18 protein-coding genes and 3 pseudogenes are annotated in these 23,172 nt (G+C 53.4%); 5 read left to right on the top strand and 16 right to left on the bottom strand.

Annotated features, from left to right (window positions below):
• Positions 1–17: 17 nt before the first annotated feature.
• From IPK65_08615 to IPK65_08600, 4 genes are read right to left on the bottom strand one after another with little or no spacing between them, the layout of a single operon-like run.
• A complete protein-coding gene (locus IPK65_08615) occupies positions 18–1,049 on the bottom strand; it encodes a glycosyltransferase (protein ID MBK8163194.1) in 1,032 nt (343 codons plus the stop codon).
• Positions 1,050–1,074: 25 nt separating this feature from the next.
• Positions 1,075–1,572, bottom strand: coding sequence for an O-antigen ligase family protein (locus IPK65_08610; protein ID MBK8163193.1), 498 nt, complete (start codon positions 1,570–1,572; stop codon positions 1,075–1,077).
• Positions 1,518–2,393 (bottom strand): hypothetical protein, encoded by an 876-nt coding sequence (locus IPK65_08605; GenBank protein MBK8163192.1) that lies wholly within the window; start codon positions 2,391–2,393, stop codon positions 1,518–1,520. Before IPK65_08605 ends, IPK65_08610 begins: the two co-directional genes overlap by 55 nt.
• A complete protein-coding gene (locus tag IPK65_08600; GenBank protein ID MBK8163191.1) occupies positions 2,356–2,931 on the bottom strand; it encodes a low molecular weight phosphatase family protein in 576 nt (191 codons plus the stop codon). Before IPK65_08600 ends, IPK65_08605 begins: the two co-directional genes overlap by 38 nt.
• A gap of 137 nt (positions 2,932–3,068) precedes the next feature.
• Here IPK65_08600 and IPK65_08595 point away from each other — a divergent pair, with 137 nt between their 5' ends.
• Complete coding sequence (locus IPK65_08595; GenBank protein ID MBK8163190.1) at positions 3,069–4,247, top strand: ATP-grasp domain-containing protein; 1,179 nt, start codon at positions 3,069–3,071, stop codon at positions 4,245–4,247.
• A gap of 4 nt (positions 4,248–4,251) precedes the next feature.
• On the opposite strand, the gene IPK65_08590 is transcribed toward IPK65_08595, so the two are convergent.
• The gene (locus IPK65_08590) at positions 4,252–5,382 is read right to left on the bottom strand and encodes a glycosyltransferase family 4 protein (protein MBK8163189.1); all 1,131 of its coding nucleotides are present in this window, start codon (positions 5,380–5,382) and stop codon (positions 4,252–4,254) included.
• Positions 5,383–5,634: 252 nt separating this feature from the next.
• On the opposite strand from IPK65_08590, the gene IPK65_08585 reads away from it, so the two are divergent.
• The 4 genes and pseudogenes from IPK65_08585 (at position 5,635) to IPK65_08570 (ending at position 9,049) form a co-directional block, all read left to right on the top strand.
• On the top strand, positions 5,635–6,501 hold the full coding sequence (locus tag IPK65_08585) for a polysaccharide deacetylase family protein (GenBank protein ID MBK8163188.1): 867 nt from the start codon (positions 5,635–5,637) through the stop codon (positions 6,499–6,501).
• 70 nt (positions 6,502–6,571) lie between these two features.
• A pseudogene (locus IPK65_08580) lies at positions 6,572–6,877 on the top strand (hypothetical protein).
• Positions 6,875–8,006: pseudogene (locus IPK65_08575) on the top strand (FemAB family PEP-CTERM system-associated protein). Before IPK65_08580 ends, IPK65_08575 begins: the two co-directional pseudogenes overlap by 3 nt.
• Positions 8,007–8,023: 17 nt before the next feature.
• Complete coding sequence (locus IPK65_08570; protein ID MBK8163187.1) at positions 8,024–9,049, top strand: polysaccharide deacetylase family protein; 1,026 nt, start codon at positions 8,024–8,026, stop codon at positions 9,047–9,049.
• A gap of 29 nt (positions 9,050–9,078) precedes the next feature.
• On the opposite strand, the gene IPK65_08565 is transcribed toward IPK65_08570, so the two are convergent.
• The 11 genes and pseudogenes from IPK65_08565 to IPK65_08515 all read right to left on the bottom strand — a co-directional run bounded on the left by IPK65_08565 (position 9,079) and on the right by IPK65_08515 (position 22,820).
• Positions 9,079–10,194: a GNAT family N-acetyltransferase gene (locus tag IPK65_08565; protein MBK8163186.1), complete on the bottom strand. Its 1,116-nt coding sequence runs from the start codon at positions 10,192–10,194 to the stop codon at positions 9,079–9,081.
• A 72-nt stretch (positions 10,195–10,266) separates the two neighbouring features.
• Positions 10,267–11,121: a DUF3473 domain-containing protein gene (locus IPK65_08560; GenBank protein MBK8163185.1), complete on the bottom strand. Its 855-nt coding sequence runs from the start codon at positions 11,119–11,121 to the stop codon at positions 10,267–10,269.
• Positions 11,122–11,164: 43 nt separating this feature from the next.
• Positions 11,165–12,076, bottom strand: coding sequence for an AAA family ATPase (locus tag IPK65_08555; protein ID MBK8163184.1), 912 nt, complete (start codon positions 12,074–12,076; stop codon positions 11,165–11,167).
• Between the two features lie 7 nt (positions 12,077–12,083).
• Entirely contained in the window at positions 12,084–13,268 is a 1,185-nt protein-coding gene (locus IPK65_08550) for a hypothetical protein (protein MBK8163183.1), read from the bottom strand.
• Complete coding sequence (locus tag IPK65_08545) at positions 13,178–13,657, bottom strand: hypothetical protein (protein ID MBK8163182.1); 480 nt, start codon at positions 13,655–13,657, stop codon at positions 13,178–13,180. Before IPK65_08545 ends, IPK65_08550 begins: the two co-directional genes overlap by 91 nt.
• Before the next feature lie 385 nt (positions 13,658–14,042).
• Positions 14,043–14,579: a PEP-CTERM sorting domain-containing protein gene (locus IPK65_08540; GenBank protein MBK8163181.1), complete on the bottom strand. Its 537-nt coding sequence runs from the start codon at positions 14,577–14,579 to the stop codon at positions 14,043–14,045.
• A 327-nt stretch (positions 14,580–14,906) separates the two neighbouring features.
• Complete coding sequence (gene prsT / locus IPK65_08535; protein MBK8163180.1) at positions 14,907–17,711, bottom strand: PEP-CTERM system TPR-repeat protein PrsT; 2,805 nt, start codon at positions 17,709–17,711, stop codon at positions 14,907–14,909.
• A 99-nt stretch (positions 17,712–17,810) separates the two neighbouring features.
• Positions 17,811–19,337: an EpsI family protein gene (gene epsI / locus IPK65_08530; GenBank protein MBK8163179.1), complete on the bottom strand. Its 1,527-nt coding sequence runs from the start codon at positions 19,335–19,337 to the stop codon at positions 17,811–17,813.
• An 8-nt stretch (positions 19,338–19,345) separates the two neighbouring features.
• Positions 19,346–20,712: pseudogene (prsR, locus tag IPK65_08525) on the bottom strand (PEP-CTERM-box response regulator transcription factor).
• A gap of 45 nt (positions 20,713–20,757) precedes the next feature.
• Positions 20,758–22,113, bottom strand: coding sequence for a PEP-CTERM system histidine kinase PrsK (gene prsK, locus IPK65_08520; GenBank protein MBK8163178.1), 1,356 nt, complete (start codon positions 22,111–22,113; stop codon positions 20,758–20,760).
• Entirely contained in the window at positions 22,110–22,820 is a 711-nt protein-coding gene (locus IPK65_08515) for a hypothetical protein (protein MBK8163177.1), read from the bottom strand. Before IPK65_08515 ends, prsK begins: the two co-directional genes overlap by 4 nt.
• Positions 22,821–23,172 lie beyond the last annotated feature (352 nt).

Genomic DNA, 23,172 nt, shown 5'->3' with positions numbered 1-23,172 from the left:
AGACCCGGAAATAGCACCTAGCCAACCAGATCGCCCGAGGACGTATTTCTCCAGACCCTCCGGCGCACGACCGTACCCAATGCTCGTGCCGTGAGCATGACCTGACACAGAAACGTCATGGCGAGGAATTCGGCTGGACTGATTTCGCGCGTCAATTTCACGGCAGCCTTCACCAGGGCGGCGGCCGTCAGGCCGCCGAGGGCGGCGATAACGGGAAAGGCCAGAACCGGCCGATGGAATACCAGTGCTGCGACGGATCCTACGACGCCCGCGCCGATGAGACAGACCAGTAGGACAATGGCGCTGTCCACCACGGAATGCCGGAAGTTCCGCAACACGATCCGAAGCGGGTCGGCGTGGAACAGTTCGCGCATGAAGAACTGCTGCAGGGTCCCAGGCTCGCCATAGTGATACACGGCGAGGCGTGGGTCGAAAAGCAGGCACTGGCCCAAGGCAATCGAGCGCTCGCAGATCTCGACGTCCTCTCCGGCAATCCGACCAGAGTTGAACCCCCCCACGCGATCGAACAACGCCCGGCTGATCAGCAGATTTCCACAGTTCAGCGTATTGGGGAGTCGTGTCGGGGCAAACCTGACACGTTGCCAAGTATGCGCCACCCAGCCGGCGTCAATGGGAGCGAGGACAGGCCAGCCAGCGATCTCCCTGTTTGTGACTTCGACCCGGCCGGCGACGAGATCACCGACCGCATCAAACCAGGTTTCGGTCGGCTCGGTGTCGGCATCCAGGAACGCCAGCCAACGTCCGGTGGCGACCGCGACCCCTTCGTTTCGCGCCGCCGCTGGTGAGAGCGGTGGCCTCTCTAGGCATCGTACGCCGAAGCGGCGGCACACCTCTGCACTGTCATCTCGACAGCCATTGGCCACCACGATGGTTTCCGTGACGCCGATCCGAGGAAGGAGTCGTACCAGAGTCGAGAGCAGGCGCGTTAGGTTGTGAGAATCGTTGTGCGCTGGGATGACTACACTGACCTCTATGCCGGTGATTTCCACGCGTGATCCGCCTGGCGTCTGTGCCGCAGCCGCGCTCATGACTGTGTGTGACCTTGTAATTCGTCTATCCATTACTGTCAAGTCTGGGCGCACTTACATCCCCAGCCGCCTTCCTTACATACCCATATTCAGCTCTTGCGACCGAGTGCACCGTCACTGTTAAAGCAAACTGAATCCAGAAAAACGGATAATATAAGGCTGCAATAAAAAAAGCCCCTACCAACAATCCTATAAGTCCGGCATCAAGCCCGTATGTAATATAAAATAACAGGGCATTATTATCTTTGACTATTTTCCGGGTCGATGAATTAAGCGCCAACAACGTAACAATTATCGCCAGAAACACAACAAGTCCTGTATAGCCCAGTTCCGCACCGGCCTGGATGAACGTGTTATGCGGGATTTCAATAATTTGTTTTGGACCAACCCCGGTGGGCTCAACAAAATACATATAGTCCAGCCAGTTAAAGTATCCAATACCGAGCACGGGATTTTTATTCATTATGTCTATGCCATAGTACCAATACGCCATTCGCTGCAGTGATGTATCATCCTCTCCCATCTCGCGGAAGCAAGCAAATAGAATAAAGCCAGGCCAATAACGCTGAGTAGCACCATCGCCTTGATGCGCCGCTTGGATTTCAACAGGAGCCAGATACCAATCGCGACCAGACCTAGCTGCCCACCCCGCGAGCTGGCGCCGATAATCGAAGCCGCGGCGGAAATCGGCAGGAAATACAGCGCCCATTTCTGATACTTCCCCCAGCGCTCCTTCAGTGCAATTATGAAGGCGATCGCCAATGGCATGAATATGAGCATCTCGAGAGAAAATTCACCGGAGTTTTGAAACCAGCCAGGTGAACCAGACAAGCCCCAGGACGCAAAGGTAAATCCTCGTTGTGCCCACGAGAAAAAACCATGCTGTGACATCTTGAGGTTGAACAGAAGAAATGCGCAAATGAACAAGAACAGGCGTTTTTCCGTATTAATGATGCACACCATCAGGAAATACACGAGGACCCAGTTCAATAAGAAGGTGTGGTTATCCCACGCAACCATCGGTTTAAACGCAAATAGGCCAGAAAGAACGGCCACCATGGCAAAAAGAACTATCAGTTTATTGCCAACGTTACTCACCCATTTGACCGACGGATCGGCGAACGCGCTTATTATTGTCAAAGCAAGAAATATCCGTGCATATGGCAAGACATCGATCACAGGATATACTGACTGGGGCCTTACATACTCAAAGAAGAAGTAGATGCACAACATCCAGAACGATATGTGCTCTTGCTTCAAGCCTGCCCAAAGCGCTTTTATCTTGAGCGCGTAGAAGTCGCTTATTTCAATGTGTTTGTCTTTTAAATAATTTGGCAATTTCATACACTGATTGTTCTATTTGTGTAAAGCATTGTTGAAAATACGCGTCAGAAGCACCAAACGGATCCTGAATATGCGGTAAAACAGGCTGGGACCATAAACCAAGCAACGTACAATAATGCTTCCTTATCAGGTGTTGCCGGAGAAATTCAGCGTGCCAAGGCTCCATCGTAACAATCAGATCCGATCTTCTCAGTATCAGGTACATTATCGGTGTTGTTTTATGTTCCTCAAGGTGGTGGCCCATCTGCCTTGCCATACGGATTGCATCGCGATTTGCCGGCAAACCTTCGCGCGTATCAAGACCGCAGGAAATTGCCTCCATGCCCAGTGATCGGGCGACAACTTCAGCATACGCACTTCGGCAAATATTCCCCCTGCAGACGAATACCAGACGATCGATAGATTGCCAATCAATCTGTTGGTAATCGCGATACCTGCCTGTAAGATAAAGGAAGCGATGCCAGTACGTCCGCACGAAGCCCTTCTGCGAGCCATAGCGGGTGGTAAACCTGCGCTTGCCCTGTTCAAGTAAGTTCATTGTTTGACATTCGTAACCAGAGCATGGACTGTCTTGCTCGGATTCCGAGCGCGGCGACAGTCCAGAGCTAATCAAATATAATAAAGCTATTTACCGCCTGCTGTGAAAATACTTATTTGTCCAACCCAGTGTCTTACATGAAACGCGCCCTTGTTCTAGATGCCGGCCAGCGCGGTGCCTTGGCGGTGACCCGTTCGCTGGGCGCACAGGGCGTTTCACTGGTCACGGCGGATGAATCCCGCACTGCGCTGGCGGGATGTTCCCGTTTTTCTCAACGCTTCGTTACCTACCCGTCACCCCGTTCGCAGCCGGAACGCTTTGTTTCGGATCTCGCAGAGTTATGTCGAAACGAAAAAATTGACATCGCATTTCCAATGACCGAGCTGACAACGGCATTGCTACTCGCGCATCGGTCTGACTTCCCCGATATTACCCTTCCTTTCCCGGCTATAGATACGGTAGAGGCATTGGCCAACAAGTGCTCGCTCATGCGACTGGCCGAGACACTGGGTGTCCCGATTCCGCGTACCTGGTATGCGGACAATCCAGCCGAGCTTCCCGCAAATCTGGCAGATCTGCCCTACCCGCTTGTCCTCAAACCCGGGAAATCATGGCTCAATAGGAACGGTCAGTGGCTTCATACCAGCGTAAAGTTCGCCGCAACCCCTTCGGAGGCGGCTACCATACTGGAATCAGACCCCGCTTTTCATGCTCACCCCTTCCTGCTCCAGGAATGCGTTGCGGGTTATGGTCAGGGTGTATTTGCACTGTATGACAAAGGCAAACCGCTGGCTTTTTTCGCCCATCGGCGCCTGCGGGAAAAACCCCCTCGAGGGGGAGTCAGCGTCCTGTCGGAAAGCATACCGGTTGATCCTGCCCTGCTTGCACATGCCCGCGCCTTGCTGGACAAGGCGGGCTGGCATGGTATTGCGATGGTCGAGTTCAAGGTATCTGCAGAGGGCGCGCCCTATCTGATGGAAATCAATACGCGGTTCTGGGGTTCTCTGCAGCTCGCGGTTGATGCAGGAATCGATTTTCCCTGGTTATTGTATCGCATGGCCTGCGGGGAGCGAGTAGAGCCGGTTGAAGACTATAAAGTGGGGGCTCGGCTACGGTGGCTGCTGGGGGATCTGGACCGGCTGTACCTGATCACTCGAGATTCGGAGTATGCGTTTGCGGAGAAACTCAAGGCTCTCCTGGGTTTCGTGCGGCCCGATCCAATTCGGACCCGGCATGAAGTGGATCGGTGGGGGGATCCGGGCCCGGCCTGGTGGGAGTTGAAGCAGTATCTCAGGGATATATTGGGCCGAGGATAGATCGCTACGCTGTTTGCGGGCCTGCCCGCTCCTGCGTGAGCTTCTCGTAAATAGCCTGGTAGGCCTTCAGCATGGTGTCGATGCCGAAGGTTCGGGTGGCATGTTCCCGACCGTTTGCCGCCATACGTTCACATAACGCTCGATCAGTGGCCAGTTTAACTACAGCTTCTGCGATAGCCGCCGGGCTTCCCGGATCTACCAGCCAGCCGGTTTCACCGTGGGTAATGATTTCTTCTGGGCCGCCGCTTCGTGTGGCTATGACCGGTAGCTTGGCGGCCATGGCCTGGATGGTGGCGAGGGGGAAACCTTCCGATGTTGACGACATCAGGAACAGGTCCAGGTTGGACAGGAACCCGGCCGGGTCATCGTTAAAACCCAGGAAATGGACCGTGTCGTTAAGCCCCAGTTGGCTTCTCAGCTTGAGCAGATCGACGTACAGGTCAGACTTGCCTTGTCCGGCGATCACAAAGCGGATGCTCGCAGCGCTGTTCTTCAGCAGGGCTGCTGCCCGCAACAGGATGTCATAACCCTTGGCTGGGCGTATGTTACCGAGGCTTCCGATAATAATATTGTCACTGGACCAGCCGTGTTGCTGGCGGAGGACGTCAGAACGGGGACGGCGGAACTTCGCTATGTCGACACCATTATGAACGATTTTTATTTTTCCAGGCCTTAGCTGTGCTCTATTGGCGATGTCCTCGCGAAGGCTATCCGACACCGCAACGACGCAACGCGCCCCCAGCTTGACAGCGCCGAACTTCAGCGCCTTGAAGCGTTCTTGTTCCCCAATATCGACAGTGCCGTGAAAGGTCGCAACGACGGGTTTTCGTGTCAACAGGCCGGCCAGCGAGCAATAGACGTTCGTACCCAGCAGGTGAGCCTGTATCAGGTCGACTCGTTCCTGTCGGATCAGGTCTACCAGCCCTTTTAGATAGTGCCAATTGAAGGATCCCTTGGCATCGAGGAATTGCGGTGTCACGCCTCGGCGTGATAGCTCCTCGTAAACCCAACCCTTTCCGCGAATCAGCACTATGGAGCGGTACTTATCCGCAGGCAACCGGGTCGCCAGGTCGACAAATACGGTTTCGGCCCCACCGGGGCCGGTGGTATCGATGGCGTGCAGGACGGTTTTCATTCATTCATGTCTTTCTATGTTTGGACACATTACAATAAGTTTGAAGTTGAAGATCAGCCGGCTGAGTTTCTTCCATCCTAAATGATATCCAGACCCGATCCAGTCAAACGAGCCGTCAAACGCACCCTGCAACATGTCGCAGCGAGGCTGGGTCCCCACGCCCGCCTTCACAAAACACCACAGCTACTGGTTCTGGTATATCACCGGATTCTTCCAAGCGACGACGAACGTACGCTAATCGAGGAACCCGGCATGATGGTAACACCGGAGAGCTTCATATTACACATGAATATTATTAAAGAATATTTTGATATTATTCATATTTCAGAATGGATAGGTCTCAAACTCACAGACGCAGAACTGCCCGCCCGGGCCTGCGCCATCACCTTCGACGATGGATGGGCCGACAACTATGAATTCGCTTTCCCGGTTCTGAAGGAACTGCAGGTGCCGGCCACCATCTTTCTCGTCTCGGACATGATTGGCACCAAGCGCATGTTCTGGCCAGACCGTCTGGCGCGAGTGGTCACCCGTGTCGCCCGTACTCAGCCCGCCCAGTGGTCACATCGAAGCCTCGCATGGCTAAGGGACGCCCCAAGCGACTATCGGTTTGATGCCCTTCCACCCGCATCAGAGGAACTCGCCCAGTTGATCGCCCATGCCAAGGCGTTGCCTGATCGCGAAATCCACAGCCGGCTTGACCGGATCGAAGAGGAACTCGGGCTGTCAGTTGAAGGACCCGCCCCCTCGCTGTTGAACTGGGAGCAACTGGTGGAGATGACCCGTTCTGGCCTCGTCGAAGCCGGCAGCCATACCTGCGATCATATTCGCCTGACCGAGGAGATAGGGGATAGTGTGCTGGAACATGAGATCGTCGCCAGTAAACGGCGCATAGAAGAGCAGACAGGGCGTGACGTAAAGACATTTTGTTTCCCCAATGGCGATTTCTCACCGAAGGCACTGGCACTGGTCCGGAAGCATTATGAGGGTGCCCTCACTACCGCAACCGGCTGGAACTCTGCGGCAACTGACCTCCATTTACTGCACCGTATAGGTATTCATGAAGATGTTAGCCGTGACCGGACCGCTTTTCTGGCGCGGATCTCGGGATGGCTATGATAGAGGGGATAGGAAAACTTCATCGCGCTTATCGCCATAATGAGATTGCTGCCACGGCGGATGGTTAGCGATGAGCGTTGAGAAAAATGCACAGAGGAAGCAGATCATGTCTGATCCGGTTGCGGTGTTCCTAGCTCTGCATCCGGACAAAGATGCACAGTTACTCACGGCGCTCGCTCACCTCCAGGAGCAGCGCTGCGCGTTGGAAAAACAGCGCAAGGAAATCCAGACTCAAACCAAAGTCATTTCCGGAAGAATCGGAGAAGCCAGGCGCAACGGGAAATCCGTCGATGCCCTCAAGCTATCGATGAAGGAAGAGACGATGCGCCTAAAAACCATTAATAATCAATTTGGCGCCATTGAAAACAGGATAATGAGTTTCTTCGAGTCCAGCCAGGACGAGCAAGCAGAGACGGCAACAACGCCAGCCATTCCCACCCGGAGATCCTATTCTTCCGCAATAACCGATGTTGGCGCGGTATCGGTTTCACTCTTGCAGGATGAACTGAGTGAATGGAATAGCTATGTTGATGGCAACCCGGCCGCATCGATTTACCATCGAGCTGAGTGGCGTGAACTGATTCGCAACACTTTTGGGCATGGAAGCTTTTATTATGTCGCTCGCGACAGCAATAGCAATGTCGTAGGGATACTGCCATTGATTCGTCTGAAAAGCCGTATGTTCGGTGATTTCCTGGTTTCCATGCCCTATTTCAACTACGGAGGCGCCATTGCGGATCATCCAGTCATCGAACAGGAACTCATGCGGGCGGCCAATGAATGTGCCGCCGCCATTGGCGTCAGTCATATCGAGTATCGCGACGACATTCCGCATGACAATCTGCCAGAAATATCCGAAAAGGTGAACATGATTTTAACGCTACCCGATTCGCAGGCAGAACTCTGGAATAGCTTCAGTGCCAAGCTGCGCGCCCAAATCAAGCGCCCGCAGCAGGAAAAACCACAAACCTGCTCTGGCAGGCAAGAGCATCTGGACGATTTCTACACAGTATTCGCGCGCAATATGCGTGATCTTGGCACTCCGGTTTATGCCAAAGCGTTCTTTCGCAATATTCTGGATAGTTTTCCGGGAAACAGCTGGATTGTTGTTCTTCGTCTGAACAACCAACCCGTTGCTGCCGGTTTTCTGATCGGATATCGCGATACCCTGGAGATTCCATGGGCGTCTACCCTGCGCGATGTCAACCACCTGAGCATGAATATGCTTCTCTACTGGGAAGTACTCCAAGTTCGCGATGCAACGCGGATTCAGGCATTTTGATTTTGGGCGCTCAACCAGGGACGCGGGCACATACCTATTCAAACAACAGTGGGGCGCGCAGCCAAAACAGCTGTACTGGCACTACTGGGTGGGCGAGCGCGGTGAACTCCCCGCCCTGAACCCGTCGAATCCGAAATATGCGCTGTTGATCCATCTATGGAAATGGCTGCCGGTAACCCTCACAAATTGGCTGGGACCTCCGATTGTGAAAAATCTACCCTGAAAGCGGAAGATGATCGAGTGAAAAGCCTGTTAAAACGTTTATTCGTCCCGGCGCTTGCGAGCCGCCCCGTGTCAGCAGTCGCAGCTCGTGTCTTCGGGCAGGGAATTCCGATATTCATGGTTCATCGCATGGTAGCCCAAGGGCAATCCCTTACAGGTATCACTCCCGATCACCTTCGACGTTGTCTGCGCTATCTGCAGAAATCCGGCCATACCTTTGTTTCCCTGGAAGAGATCATCCTGGCGCTGAAGAACAAGACGCCACTGCCTGGCAAGTCCGTAGTTTTTACCATGGATGATGGATTTTCCGATCAGGCCCGGATTGCGGCTCCGATTTTCCATGAGTTTGATTGCCCGCTAACCTTTTTCATTATTACTGGTTTAATCGACCAGGCGATGTGGCCCTGGGACGCGAAGGTCTCATGGATTGTCGACAATTCGAAAAAAACGATGCTGAATATAGAGTTTTCAGACGAATCTCTCACGGTAAAACTCGGTGATGACCGTAAATGCCGGTTGGCGAGACAAACGCTACGGGATGTTATCAAAGAGATGGATGCCGAGCTTGTTCCGGACATATTGAACCGGCTGGCCCTGGCTGCTGACGTGACGATACCGGACGTGATACCAGCCATCTATCAGCCACTGACCTGGGACACAGCGCGTGAACTCGAAGCCAACGGTGTCCGGTTCGCTCCACATTCAATGACCCACCGCATCCTGTCCAAGCTGGGCAGAGCATCTGTCGAGCAGGAAATCCGCGGCTCCTGGGAAACCCTGCAACGGGAACTTGCCAACCCGCTAAAAGTGTTCTGCTACCCGACCGGCCGCGTTCTTGACTTCGGACCGAGGGAAATCGGATTGCTCAAAAACGAGGGGTTTCTGGGCGCTACAGCCACGGCACCCGGCTTTATCGAGCCCGGCAAATCCCGGGATGATCTGATTTACCGCCTACCCAGATTCGCATTGCCTGAGAACATGACGGATCTGATTCAGCACTGCAGTTGGATCGAGCACGCCAGATACAGGCGCGCATTCCACTGAATTCTGCCATGCATTCGAGATAAATCATGTCAAATGCGTTGATCTCTGCCAGCTCGCCTGCACATACGCACCGCACCCACAGCAAAATTCTCCAGACTGTACTTTAATCGCCTGCGCTGCAGAACCAGCCAGTAAAGCGTTTGAGTTTGATTACACAGGATTCCCTTGTACAGGGAATCCCCGTGCATCAGGTCATAAACTTTCATTCCCTTTTTCTTGTTGTGCGCCAGCGCAAGAACATGAGCGACATACCCTGGCATCAGTCGCTTGTCCTCGGATAATTTCAACCCGGTTTGGATTACATAAACACGCTTGCGCCAAATCAAGCTATATACATAGCCGATCGGACCCTCTGCGTTGCTGATTCTGAGCAACTGAATTTCGCCCTTTCCGAATCGGGACTGGATCATGCCTCTGTGAAACGCCTCCCAGCGAGGATTTGAAAACGAACCCGGCAGCCCTTTTAATCTCCAGCGATCGGTATGCAGTAGTTCCAGTTTCTCAAAATAACCCAGCGCTTCTTCCCTGGTGCCCGCCTCGACCAGTTGTAGCGGCGTCCCTTCTTCATACAGCCGAAGACTGCGACGAATTTGGCCCCTTCGATTTTTACTCAGGGTCGCCAGATAGGCATCAAGGCCTTCCCCGAATCTATCCAGATCTACTGACCACGCGGGCGACTGCTCCAGCCTCTTGACTCGTCCCGTGGTCGGGAGCGCCTGTACCTCACGCTCGCTCAACGCGCCGAGAAAAAGTTCATCGATATGTCTTTGGCTTCCGAATACATGGCGGATGGTCTCAGAATACACGGCGTGATGATGGCGCTGATCTGCAAGAAGGCCATTGTACTCAATGACCATATTTCGGCCATCGAAGGGATATTCATTCAGGAACAGGGCATCTGACCGAATGATTCGGTGCCGCGAGACTCTCTTCGGGACCAAGACGCCCATTCCAACCAGCGTGTCCTGGTACCACACCCTGACCACCAGTGGATTGAGACCGGCGGCGATTTGTTCCAGCCAGGTTCCGATCCAGCCCCAGGACTGAAAATAAGAGCAATCGGCCCGTTCTTGCAGATCAAGCCATTCCTGTTCGATCTGCTCCGGATATTTTATTACGCAGGACTCAACGCGATAATTGGGCAATGTGTACTACTCTCGCTGGCCTTGTTCTCTCTATTATCTAAGCATCTTGCCAAGGCGATGGTGCTCAACAGGTTATCGGCTATCTGCCAAACCAAGGCTTCCCAACACCTGCCAGACTGTTCCGAACTGGAAATCGCTCATGAGCTTGCGCAATCGCGATTCACACTTGTCGAGGTTATTATAGTGGCGAAAACGGGAAAACCAGCTGGCGGCTATCCGTGGCTGCTCAGGATCAATTTCCCATGGATGCAGGTAGAATATAAACGGGTGCTGTCGCCGATTGATCTGCCGCAGACCCGCCCGGCTTAGTGCGTAGGGATACAGCCGGAAATATCCACCACCCGCCACCGGCAACCGGTAATTGAATAGCTTCGCTGTTGATAGGGGAAACTCCACCAGGGAATGCCCCTGCGGGGTCTCCAGCCGATGAGGGAATTCGATGGCGTTTGGCATCCCGTAACGGTCGTGACGTATGGGAAAAATGCTCGAATCGTAGTCAAATCCGGCCTCGACCAGAATATCCAGTGCCCAGCGAGAGCGCTCCGTAATCGAATAACTGGCGGCCCGGTAACCATGCACCGGGGACTGGATTATGTCTTCCAGGAGATGCTTCGATCGAAGCGTTTCCTCGCGAAACACGTCCGAGCTCTGGTCGTAGACAAGCTGATGGCTATGACCATGACAGGCCACCTCATGCCCACGGGCGCTGATGCTTTCTATCAAGCTTCGGCTTCGTTCTGCCACCCAGCCCAGAACGAAAAAGGTGGCCCTGACTTCGAACTCATCGAAAAGGTCCAGCAGACGCCGGGTATTGTTTTCTACACGTAACGGGTGGTTTCCCCAATCAGCTCGATCAATACTATTTGCAAATGCGGAGACATGAAAATAGTCTTCCACATCGATGGTCAGGGCATTCAGTATTACCATTGAAATCAGTATCCGACATGGAATGTCGTGAAATTAAGGCGCGCTATTCACTCTTGCCTGTATTTGCAGTGTAATAGCCATAGTAATAGTCATGCTCCTGAGCCAGGCCTTCAACCTTGTTCAATACCAGTCCCACGGCTTTGTCTTGCGGAATCATGTCCAGCGCCCGATCGACAACCGATTGAGGTGTACAGCCGGCCTCAATCACGAACACCACTTGCCCTACCAATTCCGCCAACACCTGCGTTTGAGGTGTTGATAAAACAGGTGGGCCGTCAAAAATAATAACCCGGTTATCATATCGGGAGACCATTTCTTCGACCAGTCCGACCATGCGTTGACTCGCCAACAATTCATGAACGTACTCATTCTCTTTGCCCGCTGAAAGCACGCTTAACGCAGGGATATCTGTGCGCAGCAACAAATCGCTCACTGATAAATGATCATCCTCGAGCACGTCAATCAAGCCCCGTGTGTGACTTATATCCAGCATCCGGCTGGCACCTTGTTTTGATACATCACAATCCACGAGCAAGACGGTATGGTCCTGCTCCTGCGCAATAGACAGTGCAAGATTAACGGCTGTATAGGTTTTACCTTCGCCCGGCACCGAACTGGTTACAAGGATAAGATTTCCCCGATTGACAGGCGACGCCGTCTTTCCAAACGCGTTTAACAGCAGCGACCGCTTGATATGACGATACTGGTCCGAAAAGCGCGGCCCGAGGCCACTGCCCGGAACAAGCATATCCGCAGCCTGTAATCGGTCCTGAATCGCGACACTGTCCGGACGCAGACCTGTCGATTCCGAATCATCTCGAAATGCCGACGCTGACACGGGAGCCACGGTCTTACCAAATATATCGATGTTCTCGATGGCCACTTTTTTGATTCGAGGCTGCCCCCGCTTGATACGGGGCTGCCTCCGCCGTTCGGCTTTATTATCCGTGCTCATTATTTATTCAAGTTATACTCTGAAAAGCAGCACTGACCAGTGCCGTACCGGTGTCTCGGAACCAGACCACTCCGCCGAAGACCCCGATCAGAAGAAACACAGATACCAGGAAGGATGCCAGTTGCCGGTGGCGCTTTTGCTCGTGCTCCGGCGTCAGGTAAAAACTGACCGATCCCAGCACAGGCAGTGCAATCGAACCCCTGAGCTGCCGGACATTAATAAATGTCGGATGTATCAGGTATCTGAGCACGCTCCAACCCACTCCGGCCCCCAACGCCGCGACGAGGACCCCGGCAAGCAATAACAGGCGATTGGGGGCAGACGGTTCAGCGGGCACTATCGGTGGTTCGATAATACGAAAGGTCACGTCACTGCCGCTCTGCCCAGCGTCCTGTGCAAGCCGTGCCGACTCTCTGCGTCCTACCAGGTCGTGATAGCGCTGGCGCGTCACTTCATAATCACGGTTCAACTTGGACAGATTCGCCTCGACCTCCGGAATGTCGTCGGCGGACTTCCTGAGTCTCTCTAGAGCCTTTTCTTGCTGGGAAAGCTGGATTTTAAGTGTCTCCACCTCGACCCTGGCCTTGCTGATTTCTACTTTCAGTTCCTGGTAGACCGGATTGACCTCGACCGAATCTCCCGACCCAACCATATCGGTATCGCTCCCATCAGAGATTTCGTTCGCCTTGATATTTGCAATCTGGGACTTCAAGAGCTGCACATCCGGGTACTCATCGGTATATTGGGTCAACAATTCTGCCAGTTTTGCCTGATACTGCCGCAGCTTGTTTGCGGAGGCTGATTCGTAGCTGGCGCTGCCCACTAAAGGCTTTTCGCCGCTCAGCTGCTTCTGTAGCTCACTATACCGTTGTTCAGTCAGGTCCAGTGATGACCGGGTCTGCTCTAACGCATCCTCCGCACGCTGAATACGCTGATAGTAGCTCCCACTTTCATCAGGCATAAGTCCAATGTTGGCTTTTTTGAATTTTGCCAGCCTCTGTTCGGCTACCATTAGACGCTGTTCATAGTCAGTAATCTGGGCGTCGAGAAATTTCTGCGCTGCTGCGGTATCGGTACGGCTGGAGTTAAGCATGTTTTCAATCAAGGCGTTGAGGAGATTGGAAACAACCTGATGTGCGAGTTGTGCAGAGCTGGATTTGTAGCTGATTTCGTAAATATTATTTTTCGGCACCCGCTTGCTTTTATCTGCTTCCCACCCTTTAATCGAATTGAACTGGCCAGATCGGCAACCAGACGATCCTGATCTTGCGGCGAATGGGCCTCAAGATCCATATCCGTCTCGCGGATCACTGTGAGCAGATTTTCCCGGCTCATTAACATCCGCGACATAACATCGAGGTCATCCGTAACGTCGGACTCTACGGCGAGACCCTTTAATAGCGGCTTCATCACCGAGTCAGCGTCGATATAAACAACCGCTCTGACCTCATATTGATCAGGAATCGCATACACCGTAAGCCACCCGGCCACGGCCACGATCCACGCGATCAGCAGCGCGGACCAGCGGTAACGCCACATGCCGTTCAGGTAACCGTACAAATGACTGAGATTTTCAATCATTAACTCATGAATCTCATGGGTATATTAGGTAAATCTGCCTAACCAGGCTTTACGAGTGTGACAAAATATTGGCTGATCAACAACAGGGTGATCAACAACATTTTTTAGAATATCATGAACTAATCAGTTAGTTATATTTATGATTTCGTCAAAGTCCGGTTCGGAGGCTCGTTTTTCCCCGTTGCTGTCATAAAAACCTGCGTGAGCGATACTGACATAATACGAGTTCGCTCATGACGGCAAGCGATGGGTACAATGTGTCTGATCGTGACGGAATGTGCTGAACCAGTAATAAAACCGCTTAATTCGCCCAATGAATCAACACATAAAAAAAAACCGCGCCATAGCGCGGTTTTTTTATTTAAGTTCTTGTTTTGAGCTAATGTTATGCGGACTTACGAAATTTGCGCGCTACAACAAATCCAATCAGTCCAAGACCTAGCAATAGTGCGACACCTGGCTCAGGCGCAGCAGTTGCGGTTGTGGTTGATAACCAGATGAAGTTTGATCCAACTTTATCTGCATGAAATGTCCATGTGCCGCCTGTATCATCGTAGCCATCTAAAGTGTTCGTGATCACACCAACACCAGACAGATCTAATGTGTTTGGAGTGGTTGGGTTAGCTAGAAACATCTGCGTCAGATTAAACGTAAAGTTATCAACGCTCCAGATTCCAGGCACTGGACCGAGAGGATTATAGGTAAAGGGCAAGTAACTGACAGGATCGCCAGCGCTTATCCCTTCACTACTGAAGCTACCAGTAGCGGATGCGACTGTTGGAGTACCTAGGATAGTAACGCTTGAAGTTGTATGTGAACTTAAACCAAAAAATCCAATATCGCCAGTGATAGGCACTGCTAATGCACTTCCAGCTAACATAAAAAGGACAACCGCAACCAGCATTTTGCTCTTAGTGTTCATGACATTAATCCTTTTTAAGTCCATTTTGAATTCCAACACAGTCGGACTTCGTGATACTTAGAAGACGTAACCAATGTACAGCAATTCGGATGCCAATTATGTAATTTATTGAAACTAATATCATTAGTTAAACAATGAGCATTTCAGTCCGTGAGCGGCTGTAAAATATTGTGACACTGATTTACTTAAGACTGGATCACACGTATATGGATTGTTGTCTAGTCGTTCATAAATATATTTGAATCATAGAGTTATGATTTATTGTAGTGTTGTTAAAAAAGTTGACACTTTTTCTTGTAGTGTTTAGTTTTAAGCGTCTTCTTCCCATCACAGTGTATCCAGTGCGGCCTGTGCATCCTTGCGACCTTCAAAGGGGCGATTATCTTTGATAAGTGCGCCCAGCAGCTTGCGGGCCTGCACTCCATCGCCAGATTTTAACAAAGCTATTGCATAGTGATACTCAACTTCCGGAACCTTGGACAGCTGTTTCATCGCCTGCTCCAACAATCGACGCCCCTTATCTACTTGCCCCTGCTGCACCAGTATCCACCCGTAGGTATCCTGAATTCCAGCATCATCCGGATTTGCCTGGTAAGCTCTTTCAGCCAGTTCTAAGGCTTTGGGGTCATTGGTCAGGGAGTAAAACCAGGCCAGGTTGTTTAGGGCAACGATGTTTTCCGGTTGCTCCGCCAGGACCTTCTCGTATTCCTGGATAGCCCGGGTCTTCTGTCCCATATTCTGGTAAGTGGTCCCAAGGAACTGGCGTACCCTGGTATCACCTGTATGATCGTTGAGCCAGTCCGACAAGATATCCACCGCCTTCTCAGGTTGACCGGACTGTGTTAACGCCTCCGAAAGCTTGATTGCCAGTTCAGCGGTTTGGTTTCGCTCCCAAGCCTGCGTATAAACGCCCTTGGCCTTGATATAATTTTTTCTCCCCATCCAGGCGTCTCCGGCCAGTTCATAACCCATGTACAGCTCCGGCTGGGCCTTCTGAGCCTTATCAGCAGACTCCAGCGCCAGGTCATAGTTACCCGATTGCAAATGCGCCCGCGCCATCAACAGCAATGCAGGCACATAATAGGGCTGTTTTTCCAGCGCGAGATCCAGCTGTCTGCGTGCGTCCTTTGTCTGCCCTAATGCCAGATAGGTTTCAGCAAGTAACGCGCGGGCGAATACCGAATCGGGTTCCCGCGTGACGAGTTTATTCAGCGTGGGCAGGGCATCGTTGTAATGACCCTGTGCCATCGAGACCCTGCCTTGTAAGGCCAGCAGCACGGACTGACGGGGAGCGATCTTTATGGCCTCTACAACCAGGGCATCTGCCTTCTCCGGCTGTTTTTCGCGCAGATAATATTCAGCCAGAAGCACGCGCGGGGTAATGTCCTTTGGCGCACGCTTTTGGGCCTTTTCCAGCCAGTCAAGCATTTCCTGTGTCTTGCCCTGCTTTTCCGCCAGGCGCGCAAGCGCCAACAAAGGCGCAATCGACTGTGTGTCCGAATCAGCGATATCCCGGTACAAAGTGGTTGCCTCTGCGGAGTTACCTTCTATCTCATCGAGGCGCGCCAGCGACATGGTGGCCGGCACAAACCCGGGTTTGTACTTCAGGGTCTTGTTGAAATACTTGCGCGCCTCGGGCCTGTCGCCACTGGCGGCAAAGACATTGCCTACCAACGTCAGGACAGCCGGATCTTCCGGGAACCTGGCCAGCATGCCCAACACCGTATTAATCGCCTTATCTACATTGCCGGCACGCAGATGGGCCAGCACCAGTAGTGTCTGTGTTTGCTGCTCGTTGCCACCCTGCGCAAGGAGTGTATTCAGTTGCTGAATAGCGCGGTCAGTATCGCCGGCTGAGATATATGCCTTGGCGAGTTCCCCGCGAATGGCTGCGCTGTCGGGCGCGGCTTTTACCGCCTGTTCCAGCCCCTCGATCCCTGACGCCGTCTGGCCGCCCTGCAGGCGGGACAGCCCGATCAGGGCCAGCAACTCGGCATCGTCGGCGCTTTCTTTCAGTGCCGGTTGTAACGTGGCCCGCGCCTGATCTTGTTCCCCAAGTAGCATGTAGGTGCGGCCCAGCAATTTACGGGCGCCAAGGTTATCCGGTACTGCACTGACGTACTTGGCGATATAGTAGGCTGCCTGCTCATAATCCTTCTGTGCGTAGTTGACGGTGCCGAACAGTAACAGCGTCTGAGCGTGATCCGGCGCATCTTTAAGCACCTTGAGCAAGCGCTCCTCGGCGAGGTCGAGATTAGCCTGCTCAAAAGCCAACATACCGCCCAGGAAATTCGTTTCCGGGTCATTCGAATATTCCTTGAAAAGCGGTGCGAGAGTGTCCTGCGCCAGGTCGAGATTCTTGTCCAGAATCTGCAGACGTGCCAGTCCCAGACATGCCAGACGGTCATAGACGGTAATGTACTTGCCATTAAACTGTTCGATAATGGCTTGGTAGGCCTCCATGGCGCCCGCCTTATCCTGGCTCTGAAGTGCTGTGATGGCACTCAGCAATCGAAGCTCGGGGTTATCCGGATAGGCAGATAACGCTTGTTTCATACTGCTGGTGGCGCCTTTGAAATTACCGGAGGCAAGCTGTATCTGAACGGTGGTTTTCAGAACCTGGAATGCTCCCGCATCGATTTCGACACCAGAGGCCAGGGTCGCTCTGGCCTGGTCCAGGTCACCCAAGCCCGCCTGTGCGGCGGCACGCAGGGCATACAGGTTGGCGCGCGCGGGTGCCGAATAGGTCTCCTTGATCTCGATATCATCGATCACACTTTGAAAGGCGTTGCCGTTGATCAATGCCCTGGCCAGACCGATCTGCACTTCTTCTTCTTTCCATCCTGCCTTGCCGGCACGGCGATATTCCTTTTCAGCCCCGGCGACATCGCCCACGTCGAGATTGATCTGCCCCATCAGGTAACGGGCTTCTGCATTGTCGGGGTTTTCCTGTAAGGCGTTACTCAGTTCGAGGGAGGCTTCCCGCAGCTTGCTCTCGGCCAGATACCCCTTTGCCATTTGCACCATCTTCTGGTCATCCATTCCCGGACGGTCACAGGCGGCGATGGTTAGCGCTGCCAGCGCCAGGATTGCCTGCCGGAACCAGAACTGTGTTTTGCTCGTATCTCTCATGTTGGCTCTAATGCGCTTGGATTTATGCTTTTTTGTTTCGTTATGTTCGCGGCCGGAAGGCCGCCTTCAGGGAGGCGGCGATTCACCGTTTGGGCGCTTTTAGTGCTGGTTTGCATTGCCTTCCCCGACGTTCGCCAACGATCCCTGCATGGTGGATATGAATTCAGCCAACACCTGGCGGGCACGACTGATATCAGCGTGGGTGTCCACGGCGGCGGCAGTCACCGATGCCTGCGGCTGCCCTGTCACCAGCCCAAATACCTGAAGTGCCTTGGCTGTGTATTTGTTTGTAGTCTGGCGACCGGCGACCCGATACCAGTACCACACCAGTCGCTCACCACCGCCGGCTTTTTCCAGCAATTGCTCGAGAACCGGGATATCGCCCGCATCCTGCAACTGACTTCGTGTGTAACGGGTATGCCAAAAACCGTTATTGCTGATTTGGTTCAGATCATTGATGAGTTCCTTATCTTGCTGCTGCGCCGGATAATAGCCAACATAAAGATAAACTTCTGTGCCATTTTTTTGATATGCCTGCTTGCGAGTGATCGCACCATGGAATTCCGGCGTCCAGTCATCGTCACTGGCGATAGGTCCGGTCCACCCTCCTTTTCCTGCGGGCAAGTCGAGCTCGGTCACTCTGATTTCGTTGGATGGCTGATGACTGACCCAGTGGACCGCTGCAGGCCCGGCTGACACCAGTACGACACCGACGCCCAGGAACAGCATTTCTTGCAGTTTACCTTTTTCATCCCCTGCGGGCCGGGCTGCATTTCCCCCGGCCGGTTTACCCGCCACTGCCGGCTGATGATGCCGGTGCACCAGCGCGTCAATGACCAGGAGCAGCACCACCATGCCACCAAACAGATACCAGCCCAGGGTTAGATGATGTCTGATCAAAGGGTGCTGCATGTCCGTGGCATAGGCCAGATAGACCACGATAAAAACCCGCAGCATATTAGTCAGTACTGCGGCGCCCGCCGCTATCAGTACAACGACCAGTCTGCCACGCAGGGTTGTATAGTTCAGGTAGGCATAGAGCGTCCCCAGAGTGAGTGCCGCGAGCAGGTAACGCAGACCACTACAGGCTTCCTCGATCGACAGCGTACCGGCCGGAAGCACAATGAGATTTTCCTCCCGAAACGCGGGGATTCGCAGCGCCCGGGCAATCTCGAAGACCACATTCGCGGTCAGATCCTGCAAAACGGGTGAAAGTGGAAACCAGATGGGCAAGGCAAAACCGATAAACAGGATCGGAAACAGCAGCTTCCCGGTTACCTGATTTCCGAGCACTGTCCACACGATTGACAGCATCAGGAACAGCAGTCCCACCGCCTGCACCGTCAGCACATCAGCCAGTGCGGCCGCCGTCCACAGCAGGCCGGCCGCCACGACTGCCAACAGCGCCCAGTAGTTCGGGCAGGGCGTCAAATCGGCTAATGCCCGCCGATCACGCACCATCAGATACACACTGATTGCGAGCACCAGATAACCATGGGCGTATTCACCCATCTCCAGCTGGTTCCAGATCCCGGTTAAATAAAAGACCGTCTCGCGATGTGCACCCAAAAGGACGAGCAGCAGCACCGCAACCGAGACACCGGCTATCGGCCAGACCTGCTGCACTTCCCTGCTCACTGGTGACCGGGTTCCGTCATGCCGAACTTCTTCACCATGGCGTAAAGTGATGGCCGGCTGATTCCCAAAGCTTCGGCGGCGCGCGACACGTTGTTGTCGTAAACAGCCAGGGCACGTTGTATGTACTCACGTTCGACGCGTTCCCTGGCCTCCCGTAGATCCAGTGACTGGGGTTCGCTCTGGCTCGCGAAACCGAGATCCTGGGCCGTGATTCGCTTGCCTTCCGCCAGAATGACTGCGCGCTTGATCTTGTTCTCCAGCTCCCGTACGTTTCCCGGCCAGCTGTAGGCCTCTATCTGGACTTGCGCATCATCACTAAACCCGCGGAATGTCCGACCGTATTCTTTGCTGTATATATTCAGAAAATGTCTGGCCAGCAGCAGCTTGTCACCCACACGCGTCCGTAACGGCGGAATCGCTATGACGACCTCGCTGATCCGGTAATACAGATCCTCGCGGAAGGCACCCTCCTTAATCAGATTTTCCAGATCCTGGTGTGTCGCACAGATGATGCGCACATCCACCGGAATCGAGGCTCGTCCACCGATGCGCTCGATAACCCGTTCCTGCAGGAAACGCAGCATCTTTGCCTGCAAGGGAACCGGCATGTCACCGATTTCATCGAGGAAGAAGGTGCCTCCATCCGCATACTCGAATTTGCCCTGCGTCTGTTTGGCAGCGCCAGTAAAGGCGCCCTTTTCGTAGCCAAACAGTTCGCTCTCCAGCAGATTATCCGGGATGGCGGCGCAATTGAGGGCGACAAATGGCTTGTCCCTGCGCGGACTCAGATCATGCAGCGCCCGCGCAATCAGCTCCTTACCGGTACCACTTTCGCCGAGCACCAGGTCGTGGCCTCGGACGGGCCCACTTTCTCCACCATCCGGCAAACTGCCAGCATTTGCTCGCTGGACGTGATGATGCCGGTTAGTGGCGAGGCGGTATCGCGCTCTGTGAGCCGCCGGTTTTCTTCTTCCAGCTCAAACAGCGCATATGCACGGCCCACGATCAAGCCAAGAATATCCGGGTCTATTGGCTTCTGGTAAAAATCATACGCGCCCAGAGCAATGGCTTTGAGCGCGTTTTCCCGATCATCGTTGCCGGTTACCACAATCACTTTGGTATGGGGTGAGAACCGCAGGATTTCCCCCAGCGCGGCCAGCCCTTCGCTTGCATTGGTCTGATCGGGGGGAAGACCCAGATCGAGGGTCACCACGGGCGTGTGGTACTGCTTTAATAGTTCGATTGCCGAGATGCGGTCGCCCGCAAGGTACACCTCATAGCCTTCGAAAGACCACTTGAGTTGCGTCTGCAAGCCCGGGTTGTCTTCAACCACCAGGAGCGGTTTTAAGCTACTGTCTGTCATCACCGGAAATCACAAGCCCAAGTCAAGGAAGGACTCCGAATCATATCAAGTCGTTATCGGTACCGGTACCGCAGGCTCCAGACTTGCGGGTATGTGCAGTGTAACCGCTGTACCCCGACCGGGCTCACTCGTGACATAGATTTCTCCACCGAGCCCGCGGATGAATTCCCGGCTTTCATACATACCAATACCCATTCCTGCGTTGCCTTTCGTGGTATCAAACGGCTTGAAAAGCCGGTTGCGTACGAAATCTGCATCCATTCCCTGACCATTGTCCCATATTTCGATGACATGCATTTCGTCTTTGCCCTTCAGCGAGACATCAATCGCCCCGTCCTCCCGAGTCGCCTCCTGCGCATTTTCGATCAGATGCGCCAGCACATTGGCCAAACGGACTTTCTCCGCGACGACGAAATACGTCTCGCCCCCCATATCGAAGCGAGGCTGTGGAAACCGGCCCTGCTTCTTTGCGACGACTTCCTGGATAAGACTGCCCAATTCAACGATGACTTTCCTCTCGGTCTGACCCCGTTTATTGCGCAACTGGTCAAGCAGCCTTTTGATATCCCCCGAGGCATTGTTTACCGTATTAAATGCATCTTCGAGAAATGCCAGGTTGTTTTTGTGTTTTACGGCATTTCGCGCTACCAGTTCCAGTTCTGCCGCAATATTTTTCAGATCGTGCACCATGTAGGCAGACAGTCGGTTAAACACCTCGAACTGCTTTGCCTCGGCGAGCGCATCGGATGTCTGCAGCACCGCGAGATAACTTGATACCTGCCTGGCTGCCGTGTTCAGGAGATCTCGATCCTCCCAGTTGATCGATCTATTAACCAGCGGGTTAGCCAGAATGATGAAACCCATCAGTGAATCGAGTGTGAATAGCGGCACTATCAGCCAGGCGCGCGGTATATCCGCGAGCCATTCCGGTAATTGCAATCCCTCATATTCATCGGCATGCGATGTGAGCTCCGTCAGGTTGATGACGTAGCCCTTTTCTTGGAGAAATCGGACAAGTGCCGTGTCTCCAGACACGACTTCCTCGATCAGCCTGGCTTGCCAGGTACCGACAATTCGATAATGACTCTGGTTATCGCGAAGCCAAAGCGCACCTGCCCGGGCATCGACGATTTGCGCCAGCACCTGAACTGCGCTCTCGAAGCGCTTTTCTCCCTGCACTCTCTCGGTTAGTTCCCTCGTCAGCCTGAGCCATTCGTGGCGATAGTCATACTTATTCCTGTAGAAGTGCTTGCCCAGAAACACCCTGATTTGTGCACGCAACTTGGTGGAAAACATAACCACGGCGAGCAACACTACCGCTAGCGAGATAAATACAATCTGCGTCAGTTTCCCCCAACTGCTACCGAACTCTCTCAGGTAATATCCGGCCCCCGCCATCACCAGCAGGTACAGCCCCCCCCAAGGATTGCGGTGGAGTTCAGAACTATATTGCGGGAGACAAATAGGTTCTGCGACCAGTCCTTGTTCCGTGCGGTGGAAATTGCCAACAATGGGACTGTAACCAGATTGATAATGCCGCGCGTTTCCCAGAGTCCCTGATCAATGCCGCGATACAGCAATGCATCGGAGTACAAATAGAAGTCAAATGTAAAAATAGCACCGGCACCTAGAAACAGATACTTGGTCGCCCACCGGTTATGGGCCGAGGTATTGCGAAACAATTGTTCGATAATCGCCAGGCCGATGAGGGCTTGCAAAACATGTCCGGTGATTCCCAGTACTCGTTGCTCCGATGCGGCAAATAGTTCGTGCACGAGCACCAGGCTGGCGAAACCCACACTGAGCGGTAGCGCCCAGCGGACAAACTTCCAATATCCGCTCCCCTGCACCGCAACGGGATCAAGCAGCTTCAGCAGTAATCCATGCCAAGCAATGTTGCGGAGGATCTCAAACGTCCGATAAGCCGCGGTCGGATTGGTACCGTCAACCGCGATGTTCGCCGCAAGACCCGCCCATACGGTGCTGATGACGATCACCCCAATAAGCAGCTTGCCCTGCAGACTGCTGCGCCAACTGAACAGCAGCAGAACCGCAAAAAAACCGTAGGCGATCGCTGCGCTGAGATAACCGTAAAAGCCCAAATCCATAAGTTTTCGCGATTAGCCCCTATACATGGGAATCTTAGCCCTGAATCCGTGTCTTTACCCACGCTAAAGGTCAATTCTGATCGATTTGATTTAGGAAGGCGAGCATCTTGAGCCCCCTGATGGGCAAGGCACGAGGCTATCTGCAGCGATGATCTTCGGACTGCAAGCATGGGTTTATTTGGAGCGATGGGGGGCGTCACCCGAATTATGGCGCACTACTGCGGTGGCCTGGCCGTTGTGCAGCGTAGGTAAGAGGTGTTCAGGTGGTGCGGGTCAGATTAGCTCTTGGGTCAGCCGGTCATAAAGACAACACACTGTCTCAGTGTCCCTGCTGGGTTTTGGGATCCGCCAT

Source organism: Gammaproteobacteria bacterium (assembly GCA_016712635.1).
Lineage (GTDB): Bacteria > Pseudomonadota > Gammaproteobacteria > SZUA-140 > SZUA-140 > JADJWH01.
This window is presented reverse-complemented; position numbering and strand designations above follow the sequence as displayed.

Coding starts and splice junctions, on each gene's coding strand:
- IPK65_08615 (MBK8163194.1), bottom strand. CDS start 1,049: ATGAGCGCGGCTGCGGCACAGACGCCAGGCGGATCACGCGTGGAAATC.
- IPK65_08610 (MBK8163193.1), bottom strand. CDS start 1,572: ATGGGAGAGGATGATACATCACTGCAGCGAATGGCGTATTGGTACTAT.
- IPK65_08605 (MBK8163192.1), bottom strand. CDS start 2,393: ATGAAATTGCCAAATTATTTAAAAGACAAACACATTGAAATAAGCGAC.
- IPK65_08600 (MBK8163191.1), bottom strand. CDS start 2,931: ATGAACTTACTTGAACAGGGCAAGCGCAGGTTTACCACCCGCTATGGC.
- IPK65_08595 (MBK8163190.1), top strand. CDS start 3,069: ATGAAACGCGCCCTTGTTCTAGATGCCGGCCAGCGCGGTGCCTTGGCG.
- IPK65_08590 (MBK8163189.1), bottom strand. CDS start 5,382: ATGAAAACCGTCCTGCACGCCATCGATACCACCGGCCCCGGTGGGGCC.
- IPK65_08585 (MBK8163188.1), top strand. CDS start 5,635: ATGATGGTAACACCGGAGAGCTTCATATTACACATGAATATTATTAAA.
- IPK65_08560 (MBK8163185.1), bottom strand. CDS start 11,121: ATGGTAATACTGAATGCCCTGACCATCGATGTGGAAGACTATTTTCAT.
- IPK65_08555 (MBK8163184.1), bottom strand. CDS start 12,076: ATGAGCACGGATAATAAAGCCGAACGGCGGAGGCAGCCCCGTATCAAG.
- IPK65_08545 (MBK8163182.1), bottom strand. CDS start 13,657: ATGATTGAAAATCTCAGTCATTTGTACGGTTACCTGAACGGCATGTGG.
- IPK65_08540 (MBK8163181.1), bottom strand. CDS start 14,579: ATGAACACTAAGAGCAAAATGCTGGTTGCGGTTGTCCTTTTTATGTTA.
- prsT (MBK8163180.1), bottom strand. CDS start 17,711: ATGAGAGATACGAGCAAAACACAGTTCTGGTTCCGGCAGGCAATCCTG.
- IPK65_08515 (MBK8163177.1), bottom strand. CDS start 22,820: ATGGATTTGGGCTTTTACGGTTATCTCAGCGCAGCGATCGCCTACGGT.